This is a genomic window from Streptomyces sp. 17_S59 (genome assembly GCF_056930295.1).
In genome coordinates, this window is sequence record NZ_JBXOWD010000001.1 from 3848212 (window position 1) to 3860619 (window position 12408).

At 74.0% G+C, this 12408-nt stretch carries 15 protein-coding genes; 13 read left to right on the forward strand and 2 right to left on the reverse strand.

The features are described 5' to 3' along the window. Nucleotides 1-51 precede the first annotated feature (51 nt). The gene (locus tag AC1Z4A_RS17195; RefSeq protein ID WP_483679849.1) at nucleotides 52-732 is read left to right on the forward strand and encodes a response regulator transcription factor; all 681 of its coding nucleotides are present in this window, start codon (nucleotides 52-54) and stop codon (nucleotides 730-732) included. 17 nt (nucleotides 733-749) lie between these two features. On the opposite strand, the gene AC1Z4A_RS17200 is transcribed toward AC1Z4A_RS17195, so the two are convergent. Further along, complete coding sequence (locus AC1Z4A_RS17200; RefSeq protein WP_483679850.1) at nucleotides 750-1868, reverse strand: DUF5937 family protein; 1119 nt, start codon at nucleotides 1866-1868, stop codon at nucleotides 750-752. 98 nt (nucleotides 1869-1966) lie between these two features. Here AC1Z4A_RS17200 and AC1Z4A_RS17205 point away from each other — a divergent pair, with 98 nt between their 5' ends. The 12 genes from AC1Z4A_RS17205 (at nucleotide 1967) to AC1Z4A_RS17260 (ending at nucleotide 11441) form a co-directional block, all read left to right on the forward strand. Continuing rightward, entirely contained in the window at nucleotides 1967-2290 is a 324-nt protein-coding gene (locus tag AC1Z4A_RS17205) for a hypothetical protein (RefSeq protein ID WP_483679852.1), read from the forward strand. 143 nt (nucleotides 2291-2433) lie between these two features. Beyond that, on the forward strand, nucleotides 2434-3354 hold the full coding sequence (locus AC1Z4A_RS17210) for a Rossmann-like and DUF2520 domain-containing protein (protein WP_483679854.1): 921 nt from the start codon (nucleotides 2434-2436) through the stop codon (nucleotides 3352-3354). After that, nucleotides 3351-4223: a pantoate--beta-alanine ligase gene (gene panC, locus AC1Z4A_RS17215; RefSeq protein WP_483679855.1), complete on the forward strand. Its 873-nt coding sequence runs from the start codon at nucleotides 3351-3353 to the stop codon at nucleotides 4221-4223. The genes AC1Z4A_RS17210 and panC overlap by 4 nt, the downstream gene beginning before the upstream one ends. Further along, the gene (locus AC1Z4A_RS17220) at nucleotides 4220-5884 is read left to right on the forward strand and encodes an L-aspartate oxidase (protein ID WP_483679856.1); all 1665 of its coding nucleotides are present in this window, start codon (nucleotides 4220-4222) and stop codon (nucleotides 5882-5884) included. Before panC ends, AC1Z4A_RS17220 begins: the two co-directional genes overlap by 4 nt. 45 nt (nucleotides 5885-5929) lie before the next feature. Then, nucleotides 5930-6946, forward strand: a complete 1017-nt coding sequence (gene nadC / locus AC1Z4A_RS17225) for a carboxylating nicotinate-nucleotide diphosphorylase (RefSeq protein WP_483679857.1) — start codon at nucleotides 5930-5932, stop codon at nucleotides 6944-6946. Further along, the gene (locus AC1Z4A_RS17230; RefSeq protein ID WP_483679859.1) at nucleotides 6946-7743 is read left to right on the forward strand and encodes a type III pantothenate kinase; all 798 of its coding nucleotides are present in this window, start codon (nucleotides 6946-6948) and stop codon (nucleotides 7741-7743) included. The genes nadC and AC1Z4A_RS17230 overlap by 1 nt, the downstream gene beginning before the upstream one ends. Nucleotides 7744-8112: 369 nt before the next feature. Next, complete coding sequence (locus AC1Z4A_RS17235; protein WP_483679860.1) at nucleotides 8113-8772, forward strand: hypothetical protein; 660 nt, start codon at nucleotides 8113-8115, stop codon at nucleotides 8770-8772. 83 nt (nucleotides 8773-8855) lie between these two features. Beyond that, the gene (locus AC1Z4A_RS17240; RefSeq protein ID WP_483679862.1) at nucleotides 8856-9593 is read left to right on the forward strand and encodes a hypothetical protein; all 738 of its coding nucleotides are present in this window, start codon (nucleotides 8856-8858) and stop codon (nucleotides 9591-9593) included. Nucleotides 9594-9706: 113 nt separating this feature from the next. Next, complete coding sequence (locus AC1Z4A_RS17245) at nucleotides 9707-9880, forward strand: hypothetical protein (RefSeq protein WP_483679863.1); 174 nt, start codon at nucleotides 9707-9709, stop codon at nucleotides 9878-9880. Nucleotides 9881-10014: 134 nt separating this feature from the next. Beyond that, nucleotides 10015-10410 carry a BlaI/MecI/CopY family transcriptional regulator gene (locus AC1Z4A_RS17250; protein WP_483679865.1) on the forward strand — a complete coding sequence of 132 codons (396 nt, stop codon included), beginning with the start codon at nucleotides 10015-10017 and terminating at the stop codon, nucleotides 10408-10410. 9 nt (nucleotides 10411-10419) lie between these two features. After that, nucleotides 10420-10938 (forward strand): amino-acid N-acetyltransferase, encoded by a 519-nt coding sequence (locus AC1Z4A_RS17255; RefSeq protein ID WP_483679866.1) that lies wholly within the window; start codon nucleotides 10420-10422, stop codon nucleotides 10936-10938. A 164-nt stretch (nucleotides 10939-11102) separates the two neighbouring features. Further along, nucleotides 11103-11441 carry a histone-like nucleoid-structuring protein Lsr2 gene (locus AC1Z4A_RS17260; RefSeq protein WP_483679868.1) on the forward strand — a complete coding sequence of 113 codons (339 nt, stop codon included), beginning with the start codon at nucleotides 11103-11105 and terminating at the stop codon, nucleotides 11439-11441. Here AC1Z4A_RS17260 and AC1Z4A_RS17265 read toward each other — a convergent pair. Continuing rightward, on the reverse strand, nucleotides 11372-12148 hold the full coding sequence (locus AC1Z4A_RS17265) for an SCO3374 family protein (protein WP_483679869.1): 777 nt from the start codon (nucleotides 12146-12148) through the stop codon (nucleotides 11372-11374). The genes AC1Z4A_RS17260 and AC1Z4A_RS17265 overlap by 70 nt on opposite strands. Between the last annotated feature and the right edge of the window lie 260 nt (nucleotides 12149-12408).

Below are 12408 nucleotides of genomic sequence, written 5' to 3' on the forward strand. Positions count from 1 at the left end.
GCCACAACTGCTCTGCAACCGCACACATCCGATCCGAGAGGGACCCCCCGCATGTCCATCCGCGTGATGCTCGTCGACGACCAGGTGCTGCTGCGCACCGGATTCCGCATGGTGCTGGCCGCGCAGCCCGACATGGAGGTCGTCGCCGAGGCGGGGGACGGCGCCGAGGCGCTGGAGGTGCTGGCCCGCACCCCCGTGGACGTGGTGCTGATGGACGTCCGCATGCCCAGGCTGGACGGCGTGGAGGCGACCCGCCGCATCTGCGTCCAGGCCGATCCGCCGAAGGTGCTGATCCTGACCACCTTCGACCTCGACGAGTACGCCTTCTCCGCGCTCAAGGCCGGGGCCAGCGGCTTCATGCTCAAGGACGTGCCGCCGGCCGAGCTGCTGGGCGCGATCCGGGCCGTGCACAGCGGCGACGCGGTGGTCGCGCCCAGCACGACGCGGCGGCTGCTGGACCGCTTCACCCCCATGCTGCCGAGCGCGGGCAACGAGCCGACCAGCGCCGAGCTGGGCCGCCTCACCGACCGGGAGCGCGAGGTGATGCTGCTGGTGGCCCAGGGGCTGTCGAACGGCGAGATCGCGGCGCGGCTGGTGCTGTCGGAGGCCACGGTGAAGACGCACGTCGGGCGCATCCTCACCAAGCTGGGGCTGCGGGACCGGGTGCAGGTGGTGGTGCTGGCGTACGAGAGCGGGCTGGTGCGCGCGGGCGGGGGCGGGCCGCTGCGCTGACCCGGTCGGGGCCCGTCCTAGCGCAGCACGCCCTCCAGGAAGTCGCTGCCCAGGCGGGCCACCACCGTCAGGTCCAGCTGGTGGAGCACGTACCGGCCGCGGCGGCGCGTGGTGACGAGGCCCGCCTTCTTCAGCGCCGCGATGTGCCGGGACACCTCGGGCGCGCTGATGTCGTGCGCCGTCGCCAGCTCGCCCGTGGTGAACGGCGCCCGCGCCAGATAGCGGCACATGCGCATCCGCATCGGGTGGGCCAGCGCGTCCAGGCGGAGCTTGAGCAGGTCGAGGGAGGCGGGGCCCGGCAGCTCCGGCGCGGCCGCCGGGTAGTGGATCACCGGGCGCCAGTCGGGGGCGTGCAGCACCCACAGGTGGGGCCAGCCGAAGGAGGACGGGACGAAGGTGACGCCCGCGCCGACCGCCGGGTCGACAGCGGTCGTACGGCCGGTGCCGATCTTGTCGACGGTGATCCGGGAGCCGCCCTCCGTCAGCGACAGCGCGGGCGACACCTCGGCCAGCGCCTCGGCCAGGCCCCTGCGCCGCAGCACCTCCGTCTTGTGCCGGGCGTCGGCGGCGAGCTGGACCCGCACCCGCTGCCAGACATCGTTGAAGAACGCCTCCCCGCAGTCCTCGAACAGGCGCCGTATCCAGGCCCGTACGGCCGGTGGGTCCTCCAGCAGCCGCTTGGCGAACTCCAGCTGGCGGGGGCCGCGTGCGATGGCGCGCTCCAGCGCCAGCTCCCGGGCCTCCGCATTGACCAGGGGCGACGCGCCGCGCTTGGTGTACTGGCTGGAGCAGGAGATCTCCAGGGCGGCGTTGGCGAACACCTCGTCGTCCAGCCTGTCCAGGAGGTCCAGGTCCTCGGCGAGCGTGGCGCCCGGCTGGCCCTGCACACTCGGCAGCGCGGCGAACGGCATGCTGATGTCGGAGAACGTCGAGCCCCACAGGAACTCCGCCTCGCAGAGCCGGTCCGCGAGGTCGGGCTTGAGGGCGGAACTCGTCGCGGTGGTCCAGCCGTGCAGTCCGGGGTGGTGCCCGGGCTCGGCCAGGGCGTGCAGCGAGGTGCACAGCTCGGCCAGGGGCGAGGGCCGGAACACCAGGCGCTCGGACGGCAGCCCGGCGATGTCGATCGTCACGCTCATGTGCTCATCGTGCCTTCCTTTCCGCAGGTCGGGCCGTCGTTTGACGGTCCTCGTCAAACGAAGCGCCAGGGGCCCGGCGGCCGTCGCACGGTGGGGACATGAACGCCACGCAGCAGCACCTCCTCGATCTCCACCGCGCCGCCAGTCTCGGCGAGCAGGCCCCGCCCGCGCCCGGCACCGGTGACTGGCAGGCCGTCCGGTCGCTCCGGACCTGGTTCGCCTTCCGGGCCGTGGTCGACGAGCGCGCCGCCCGCCGCAGGGCCTTCTGGTCGGCGGCCTTCCGCTTCCTCCGGCCGGCCCGCGCGGCCCATGCGGCCCGCTCGGCCCGCCCGGTCACCGTCCCCGCGCCCCGGCCGCAGGCCGCGCCCGCCGATCGCGTCCCGGGCGGCTGCCCGGCGGGCAGCCGTGGGGGCACCGCCTAGGGGGCGTGTCCGACCGGGAGCGCCCGCGGTGTGCAGTTGTCCACAGCCCTGGGGACGCCCGGGGCCATCCGGCCCGCCTCGCGTAGCATGACAAGCGAATCGTCCGGTACCCCCGCGGACTGGAACGGAAGGCCTCCCGCCGCGTGAACGCACACCTCTCCCCCGAGCCTGCGAGCCCTCAGGACCGCCCCGCCCGGCTCACCGTCGGCGTCGTCGGCGCCGGCCGCGTCGGCCCCGCGCTGGCGGCCTCGCTCCAGCTCGCCGGGCACCGCCCGGTCGCCGTCTCCGGCGTCTCCGACGCCTCCCTGAAGCGCGCCGCCGCGATGCTGCCCGACGTGCCCGTCGTGGCCCCCGCGGAGGTGCTCGCCCGCGCCGAGCTGGTCCTGCTGACGGTGCCCGACGACGCCCTGCCCGACCTGGTCGCCGGGCTCGCCCGGACCGGCGCCGTCCGCCCCGGGCAGCTGCTGGTGCACACCTCCGGCCGGCACGGCATCGCCGTCCTCGAGCCGGCCACCCGCGCGGGCGGCCTGCCGCTGGCCCTGCACCCCGCGATGACCTTCACCGGCACCCCGGTCGACGTCCAGCGCCTGGCGGGCTGCTCCTTCGGCGTCACCGCCCCGGAGGAGCTGCGGCTGGCCGCGGAGGCCCTGGTCATCGAGATGGGCGGCGAGCCCGAGTGGATCGAGGAGGCCGCCCGGCCGCTCTACCACGCGGCCCTCGCCATCGGCTCCAACCACCTGGTCACCCTGGTGGCCCAGGCCATGGAGCTGCTGCGCACGGCGGGCGTCGAGAACCCCGCCCGCATGCTCGGCCCGCTCCTCGGCGCCGCCCTCGACAACGCCCTGCGCAGCGGCGACGCCGCGCTGACCGGCCCGGTGGCGCGCGGCGACGCGGGCACCGTCGCCGCCCACATCGCGCAGCTGCGCGCCCATGCCCCCCAGGCCGTCGCCGGATACCTGGCCATGGCCCGTACGACCGCGGACCGCGCCCTCGCGCACGGCCTGCTCAAGCCCGAACTGGCGGAGGACCTGCTCGGCGTCCTCGCGGACGGAGGCACCAAGTGACCATTCAGCTCGCCCGTGACGCCGGGGAACTGCACGCCCTGCCGCGTGCCGGGCGCCGCGCCGTCGTGATGACCATGGGCGCCCTGCACGAGGGGCACGCCACGCTCGTGCGCGAGGCGCGCCGGCTGGCCGGGCCGGACGGGCAGGTCGTCGTCACCGTCTTCGTCAACCCGCTCCAGTTCGGCCCGGGCGAGGACCTCGACCGCTACCCGCGCACCCTCGACGCCGACCTCCTGATCGCCGAGCAGGCCGGTGCCGACGTCGTCCTCGCCCCGTCCGCCGACGAGGTCTACCCCGGCGGCGAGCCCCAGGTCCGTATCACCGCGGGCCCCATGGGCGAGCGCCTCGAAGGCGCCTCGCGCCCCGGCCACTTCGACGGCATGCTCACCGTCGTCGCCAAGCTGCTGCACCTCACCGCCCCCGACGTGGCGCTCTTCGGCCAGAAGGACGCCCAGCAGCTGGCCCTGATCCGCCGCATGGTGCGCGACCTCAACTTCCCCGTGGAGATCGTCGGCGTGCCGACGGTGCGCGAGGGCGACAACCTCGCGTTGTCGAGCCGCAACCGGTACCTGTCCGATGCCGACCGGGTCTCGGCGCTGGAGCTGTCCCGCGCCCTGTTCGCGGGTGCGGCCGAGGCGGCTGCCCGGCGCGGCGCGGAGGCGGTCCGCGACGCCGCGCGCACGGTCCTGGAGGCCGCGGCGAAGCTGGAGCCGCCGGTCGTCCTCGACTACCTGGCCCTCGTGGACCCCGCCGACTTCACCGAGGCCCGCGACGGCCACACCGGCGAGGCCGTCCTCGCCGTAGCCGCCAAGGTGGGCACCACCCGCCTGATCGACAACGTCCATCTGACCCTCGGGGTGCAGCGATGACCGGCATACGACTCCACGCGCCCCGCCCCGGCTGGACGGTCGACGCCGACGTGGTCGTCATCGGCTCCGGCGTGGCCGGGCTCACCGTCGCGCTGCGCTGCGCGGCCGCGGGCGCGCGGGTCTCGGTCGTCACCAAGGCGCGGCTGGACGACGGCTCCACGCGCTGGGCCCAGGGCGGCATAGCAGCCGCCCTCGGCGACGGCGACACCCCCGAGCAGCACCTGGAGGACACCCTCGTCGCGGGTGCGGGCCTCTGCTCCGAGGAGGCCGTGCGGACCCTCGTCACGGAGGGCCCCGACGCCGTGCGCCGGCTCATCGCGACCGGCGCCCGCTTCGACACCGACGCGGACACCGGCGAGATCCTGCTGACCCGCGAGGGCGGCCACCACCGCAACCGCATCGCCCACGCGGGCGGCGACGCCACGGGCGCGGAGATATCCCGGGCCCTGGTGGAGGCCGTGCGCGCGGCGGGCATCAAGACCATCGAGCACGCCCTGGTCCTCGACCTCCTCAAGGACGCCGAGGGCCGCGCGGCGGGCGTCTCCCTGCACGTCATGGGGGAGGGGCAGCACGACGGCGTGGGCGCGGTCCGGGCCGGTGCGGTGGTGCTGGCCACCGGGGGCATGGGCCAGGTGTTCTCCGCGACCACGAACCCGGCCGTCTCGACCGGCGACGGCGTCGCCCTCGCTCTGCGGGCCGGAGCGGAGGTCTCCGACCTGGAGTTCGTCCAGTTCCACCCCACGGTGCTGTGGCTCGGCCCCGACGCGGAGGGGCAGCAGCCCCTGGTGTCGGAGGCGGTGCGCGGCGAGGGCGCCCACCTGGTGGACGCGGACGGCCACCGCTTCATGGTGGGCGCACACGAGCTGGCCGAGCTGGCGCCGCGCGACATCGTGGCCAAGGGCATTATGCGGCGCATGCGCGAGCGCGGCGCCGAGCACATGTACCTGGACGCCCGCCACTTCGGCGCGAAGATGTGGGAGCGGCGCTTCCCCACGATCCTGGCCGCGTGCCGGGCCCACGGCATCGACCCGGTGACGGAGCCGATACCGGTGGCGCCCGCCGCGCACTACGCCTCCGGCGGGGTGCGCACGGACCTGCACGGGCGCACCACCGTGCCGGGGCTCTACGCCTGCGGCGAGGCCGCCTGCACGGGCGTGCACGGCGCGAACCGGCTGGCCTCCAACTCCCTGCTGGAGGGCCTGGTCTTCGCCGAGCGCATCGCGGCGGACATCGTCACGGCCCCGCGGCCGGGGGGCTCCCCCGCGGGGGAGCCGGACGGGCCGGAGGCGGCCCTGATCGCCCCCGAGGCCCGCATCGCGATCCAGCGCGCCATGACCCACGGCGCGGGCGTCCTGCGCTCCGCGCACAGCCTGGAGCGGGCCGCGGCCGAGCTGGCCCGCATCCGGGAGGAGGCCGCCGAGAAGGCGGTCGAGCCCGGGACGGACGCCTGGGAGACCACCAATCTCCTCCTGGTCGCCCAGGTGCTCGTCGCCGCGGCGCAGCGCCGCGAGGAGACCCGCGGCTGCCACTGGCGCGAGGACCACCCCCACCGCGACGACGAGCATGCGCGCCGCCACTTCCTCGTGACCCTGCGCCCGGACCGTACCCTTGCGGTCTCCGCCACCGCATCGGCCGCCTTCCCGCCCGTCCCCGTAGCCTGATCGGCATGGGGGATTCCCGTCCCCGCCGCCCCCAAGGAGAGCCGCGTGAGCAACAACGACGACCGTCCGCTGCACCAGATCGGCCTGGAGCCCGACGAGCCGGCAGCGGCCGGCGGCTGCGGCGACGCCTGCGGCTGCGCCGGCGGGGCGTACGACGACGACATGCTGGAGTGCGGGCTCGACCCCGACCTCACGCGCCTGCTGCTGGAGGCGGGCCTGAACCCGCTCCAGATCGAGGACCTCGCGCACCTGGCCATCGAGGAGGACCTCGACGGCGGCAAGGACATCACGACCTTCGCGACCATCCCCGACGACGCCGTCTCCACCGGCGACTTCACCGCCCGGGACGCGGGCACCGTTGCCGGCCTGCGCGTCGCCGAGGCGATCCTCTCCGTGGTCTGCACGGACGAGTTCGAGGTGGAGCGGCACGTCGAGGACGGCGACCGGGTGGAGGCGGGCCAGAAGCTGCTGACCGTCCGCACCCTGACCCGCGACCTCCTCACGGGCGAGCGCAGCATGCTCAACATCCTGTGCCACCTGTCCGGCATCGCCACCGCGACCCGCGCCTGGGCCGACGCCCTGGAGGGCACCGGGGCGGCCGTCCGCGACACCCGCAAGACCACGGTCGGCCTGCGGGCCCTGGAGAAGTACGCCGTGCGCTGCGGCGGCGGCGTCAACCACCGCATGTCGCTGTCGGACGCCGCGCTCATCAAGGACAACCACGTCATCGCCGCGGGCGGCGTCGCCGAGGCGTTCCGGGCCGTCCGGGACGGGTTCCCGGACGTGGCGATCGAGGTCGAGGTGGACCGGATCGACCAGATCCCGCCCGTCCTGGCCGAGGGCGCGAACCTCATCATGCTCGACAACTTCACGGTCGAGCAGACCCGCGAGGCCGTCGAACTCGTCGCGGGCCGCGCGGCGCTGGAGTCCTCGGGCCGGCTCACGCTCGCCAACGCCCGCGCGTACGCCGGGACCGGCGTCGACTACCTGGCCGTCGGCGCGCTCACCCACTCCTCCCCGATCCTGGACATCGGCCTGGACCTCCGTGAGGAGACCCCCTGATGCTGCTCACCATCGATGTCGGCAACACCCAGACCGTCCTCGGCCTGTTCGACGGCGAGGACATCGTGGAGCACTGGCGCATCTCGACCGACCCGCGTCGCACGGCCGACGAACTGGCGGTCCTGCTCCAGGGCCTGATGGGGCGGCACCCGCTGCTCGGCGACGAACTGGGCGACGGCATCGAGGGCATCTGCATCTGCTCGACCGTCCCCTCGGTCCTGCACGAGATGCGCGAGGTCACCCGCCGCTACTACGGCGACGTGCCGGCGATCCTGGTGGAGCCGGGCGTGAAGACCGGCGTGCCGATCCTCATGGACAACCCCAAGGAGGTCGGCGCCGACCGCATCATCAACGCGGTGGCGGCCGTGGAGCTGTACGGCGGCCCGTGCGTCGTCGTCGACTTCGGCACGGCGACGACCTTCGACGCGGTCAGCGCGCGCGGCGAGTACGTCGGTGGTGTGATCGCCCCCGGCATCGAGATCTCGACGGAGGCCCTGGGCGTCCGCGGCGCCCAGCTCCGCAAGATCGAGATCGCCCGGCCGCGCAGCGTCATCGGCAAGAACACGGTCGAGGCGATGCAGTCCGGCATCCTCTACGGCTTCGCCGGCCAGGTGGACGGCGTCGTCAACCGCATGGCCCGCGAACTGGCGGACGACCCGGACGACGTCACCGTCATCGCGACGGGCGGCCTGGCCCCGCTGGTCCTGGGCGAGGCCTCGGTCATCGACGAACACGAGCCGTGGCTGACGCTGATCGGCCTGCGCCTGGTGTACGAACGCAACGTGGCCCGGGGCTGACGTTCAGGGGGTTCGCGCCGCGCGCAGCGTGAGGGCTGGGGCCTGCGGCGCTTTCCCCGATCCCGCCCCTTCCCGAAACTGGGGGCTGCGCCCCCAGCCCCCCTCGCGCTGCGCGCGGGGGCGAGGCTCGGGGGCTCCGCCCGAGGACACAGCGCGCAGCGCGGTCCAGGGGTCTGGGGCGAAGCCCCCCGCGCGGCGGAGCCGCAAATCGATACAGCCGGGAAGGGGCGGGATCGGGGAAAGTCCGAAAGCACGTCACCCACCCCCGGAATCACCACCCTTGAGGCAACCAACCGACGATCGCCGCTGTCATGACAGCTGTCAGAGCGGGATCGGCAGCCGAACGGGCTGGGGCGAATGGGGCGCGGCGTGAAGCGGACACGGCGACTGGCGGCGGCAGCCGCCCTCGCGACGGCGGGCCTGGCCCTCGCCGCCACCCAGGCCCGCGCCGCGGACACCCGGGTGCGTCCCGACTACCAGGCCGTCGCCCACCCCGTTGCGGGCCGTGTCGGCGAGACCGTCGAGGTCGAGCTGGGGGTGCGCAACGGCGGCCCCGTCGCGGCGGCGGCCGGCGACCGGGCGTACGAGGTCACCGCCCCCCAGGGCACCACGATCGTCTCGGTCGCCGATCCGGGGCGGGCCCGCTCCCCGCGCTGCGCGGCGAGCGCCGAGGACGCCCGGACGTACGTGTGCGCGATCGACGAGGACTTCGCGGCGGGCGAGGGCGAGACGCCGCGCTTCCGGGTCCGTATCGACCGGAAGGTCGAGGGCGCGGAGGGCTGGGTGCGGATCGTCGGCCGCGGCGAGAACCCCCCGCCCGACCCGGATCCGGACAACGACGCGGCGCCGATCTTCGTGGAGGTCACGGACTCCGCCACCGTCGTGTCCACCGCGCGCGACGGCGCGGTCGGCGGCGGCCTGGTGGCGGAGGCGGGCGTCCCGGGCACCCTGCTGATCGCCACCACATCCGGGACCGCGCTGTCGGCCGGCGCGATAGCCCTGGGGCTGTCCCGCCGCCGGGAGCACTAGCCGCTCCGCCACCCAGCCACGCCAGCCACGCCCACAAGCTCGCATTATGCGAATTTTTTCCGCTTAGCACTTAAAGTCACCTCATGCCTACGCCCTATGGATCCCGCGGCGGCATGGCGTTCAGCGCGGACGAGCTGCGCGTGCTGCGCCGTGCCCTCGACATCGCACTCCGGCCCCACTCCGCGGCCCCCCGGCCCGCTCCCGAGCGGGAGGCGGAGGTGCGGGACTGCCTCCGGCTCGCCGCGGCGGTGGCCGAGGCCGACCGCGAAGGCGGCAGGCTGCGCGCCTTCCTCCTCGCCGACCTGGCCCGCTACCGGTCCGCTCTGCCCGGCGCCGCCCACGGCTACGCGGAACGGCTCCGGGACGCCCTGGCGGAGGGCTACCGGCCCGGCGCCGAGGACCTCGCCGCGCTGCGCCACCTCTGCACCGTCCCGGTCGGCGAGGCCGAGACCGCCCGGCGCAGCGAGCTGCTGCGGCACTGCGAGGCCCTCGCCGAGACGGCCGTACGGGCCCGCCTGACGGACCGCGCGCCCGGCTCCGTACCCGAGGCCCGGCCCCGTCCCGGGGTGCCCGGGGCGCCCCCGCTCCGGGACGGGAGCGGGCCCTGCACGGACCCGGCGGGGCCCCGTACGGGTGCGGGCCCGGAGCCGGAGAGGGCGACGCCGCCGGAGAAGCCCGCCCCGGCCGCGCCCAGGCCGCCCGCGCCCCCGAAGGCCCCCCGGCCCGACCGGCCCATCCCGACCCCGGGCGAGGTCTTCCCGCCGCGCCGCAAGCCGGCGCCGCCGCCCGGGAGCTCTCTGGTGGCCGCCCGGACGGTCTGAACCACCGGCGGTCCGCCCGGCGGGGGTGCCCGCCGGGCGGACGCGTAATCTGGACGGGTCGCTCAGTAGGGGCACAAATCCCGGTCCCCCCGACCCAGAAGGAGCCGACGGCCATGGACTATGTCGCCGCGCTGGTCCCGCCCGTGGTGATGGCGGTGGCTTTCATTGCGCTGATCGTGACGATCGTCAAGAGCCAGGGTGGTGCGAACAAGGCCAAGGAAGACGGCATCGTCGACGCCGCACTGGCCCGTGCCGAGGCCGCCCGGCAGTCGGCCAAGGGCGCGTAAAGCCGGCGGCGGGCGCCGTCCCGCCGGGGCGTACGGGCCGGGAACCCGATTTCCCGGCCCGTACGCCCTTTTTGCTGCGGGGATTGCCGCCCCGATAAACCGGCATTCGAGACATCTCCCACTATTATTCGCTTGTGGTTCGACGCCTGGGTGAGCTGGAAGACGCCGTCATGACGCGCGTGTGGGAGTGGAACCGGCCGGTCACTGTTCGGGAAGTGCTGGAAGACCTTCAGCAGGAACGGTCCATCGCCTACACGACCGTGATGACCGTAATGGACAACCTGTATCAGAAGGGCTGGCTCCGGCGGGAAGCCGAAGGCCGCGCCTATCGATATGAGGCGGTCTCGAACCGGGCCGCCTACTCGGCCGCACTGATGAACGAAGCCTGGTCCCTCAGTGACAACCCCGCGGCCGCTCTCGTCGCCTTCTTCGGCATGATGTCGGCCGAACAACGCGAAGCCCTCCGCGATGCGATCCGGGTCGCTCAACTCGACGGGCCCGGGGAGCCGCCGGGAGTCCCGGGGCGATAGCGTCCGGACATGTCCGCTCTCACTAATGCCGTCACCGTCCGCAGGGCTCGCACCAGCGATGTGCAGGCGATCCGCAGGCTCATCAACACCTACGCGCGCGACCGGATCCTGTTGGACAAAGCCACCGTGACGCTTTACGAGGACATCCAGGAGTTCTGGGTGGCCGAGCGGGACGAGGACGCCGCGGTCATCGGGTGCGGTGCTCTGCACGTGATGTGGGAAGACCTCGCCGAGGTGCGCACTCTTGCCGTCGACGCCGATGTCCGGGGGGCGGGCGTCGGTCACCTGCTGCTGGACAAGCTGGTGCGCACGGCGCGGTGGCTGGGTGTGCGCCGCATTTTCTGCCTCACCTTCGAAGTCGACTTCTTCGTGAAGCACGGCTTCGTCGAGATCGGTGAGACCCCGGTGGACGGTGATGTCTACAGCGAGCTGCTGCGTTCCTATGACGAGGGCGTTGCCGAGTTCCTGGGTCTCGAACGAGTGAAGCCGAACACCCTTGGCAACAGCCGGATGCTTCTGCATCTGTGACCGTCGGTCCCTATGTCCGAATCGCGCCCCTATCGTGTGAGCCCGGAAGCCATCGTTCCCATGCCGAAGGCCGACTGAACCTTCCCGGGGGGTTTGTGTTTTTCCGGGAAAGGCGGTTTGCTATTCCTTCGTAATCCCTTTTCCGCTGACGAAAGGAATCCCCCGTGGCGCAGAAGGTCCAGGTCCTTCTTGTCGACGACATCGACGGCGGCGAGGCCGACGAGACTGTGACGTTCGCCCTCGACGGCAAGTCCTACGAGATCGACCTCACCACTGACAACGCGGACAAGCTCCGCGATGCCCTCCAGGACTACGTGAAGGCGGCCCGTCGCACGGGCGGCCGCGCCGCGACCGGCCGGGGCAAGGCCCGCGCCGCCGCGACGGGTGCCACCCAGGACACCGCCAAGATCCGCGCCTGGGCCAAGGAGAACGGCTACAGCGTGAACGACCGCGGCCGTGTCCCCGCCGAGATCCGTGAGGCGTACGAGAAGGCCAACGCCTGATCGTCCGCCTGATCCCCCGGCCTTCCAGGCCGATCCCCCGGCGGCCGGTCCCTGCGCGCCTTCCCAGCGCGCAGCAGCCGGGCACGGTGGCACTCCGTGGCCGCCGCGCCCACGAGCCGCACGAGGTCGGGGGCGTCACCACCGCCCCCGAGGCCGGTCACCGGCAGCGTCGGCTCGACCTCGCACCCGGGTACGGGAGGTCGCACCCATACGGCCTCCACGGCCCCCAGGCTCCTCCGCGGGCCGTTCGGCCCGCACGGCCCGTCCTCAGGGCGGGGCGACCCGAGGCGGCCACGGCGGCCCGCCCGCTCGTCGAAGGGCGCCGGCGCGACGATCCGGCCGCCCGGCCCCCGTGCCACGAGGCCCAGGGCCACTCCGCCCCAGTCCAGCCAGCCGAGCAGCTCCGGCAGCTCGTCGGCGCTGCCCGGGGCGGTCAGGAACCACATCCTGCGGGCGCGCCGGTCCAGCGCGACCGGGCCCGTGGCGGGCACCCGCCCGAGCACGGCGAAGCCGGCCTCCGCGGGCATCCCCAGGGCGTCGAACCGGACCCCGGTGAGCAGCTCCACGGGCCGCTCCGCCGCGGCCGGCGAGGTGGGCCAGCCGAGCACGCACTCGTACCACTGGCGCCAGTGCCGCCGGGAGTGCCGTCCACCGGGCGGCGGCGACTCGGCCGAGGGGCGACATGGGCGCGGGAGGACTACCGTCATGAACGGTGCAACTGTGGAATCCCCAAGAGGTTACGCAGTGTGGAGAGTTGGGCACGCTGCGTATAGACCGGGAGGGGCGCACAGGCGCTCCCCGTGGCGCGAGGGTGTTCGCCCGTAGCGGATGGAATGGGCCCGCGCCGCATGGAGTGTCAGTGCCCACGGGTAGGACATTCCCCATGGGAAGAGGCGGTATAGCGGCGCCCGGAGCGCGCCACCATGGGTGGTGGGGGGCTGCGGGCGGGCGTGTCGGCCCGAGGGGG

Coding starts and splice junctions, on each gene's coding strand:
- AC1Z4A_RS17195 (WP_483679849.1), top strand. CDS start 52: ATGTCCATCCGCGTGATGCTCGTCGACGACCAGGTGCTGCTGCGCACC.
- AC1Z4A_RS17200 (WP_483679850.1), bottom strand. CDS start 1,868: ATGAGCGTGACGATCGACATCGCCGGGCTGCCGTCCGAGCGCCTGGTG.
- AC1Z4A_RS17205 (WP_483679852.1), top strand. CDS start 1,967: ATGAACGCCACGCAGCAGCACCTCCTCGATCTCCACCGCGCCGCCAGT.
- AC1Z4A_RS17220 (WP_483679856.1), top strand. CDS start 4,220: ATGACCGGCATACGACTCCACGCGCCCCGCCCCGGCTGGACGGTCGAC.
- AC1Z4A_RS17230 (WP_483679859.1), top strand. CDS start 6,946: ATGCTGCTCACCATCGATGTCGGCAACACCCAGACCGTCCTCGGCCTG.
- AC1Z4A_RS17240 (WP_483679862.1), top strand. CDS start 8,856: ATGCCTACGCCCTATGGATCCCGCGGCGGCATGGCGTTCAGCGCGGAC.
- AC1Z4A_RS17245 (WP_483679863.1), top strand. CDS start 9,707: ATGGACTATGTCGCCGCGCTGGTCCCGCCCGTGGTGATGGCGGTGGCT.
- AC1Z4A_RS17255 (WP_483679866.1), top strand. CDS start 10,420: ATGTCCGCTCTCACTAATGCCGTCACCGTCCGCAGGGCTCGCACCAGC.
- AC1Z4A_RS17265 (WP_483679869.1), bottom strand. CDS start 12,148: ATGACGGTAGTCCTCCCGCGCCCATGTCGCCCCTCGGCCGAGTCGCCG.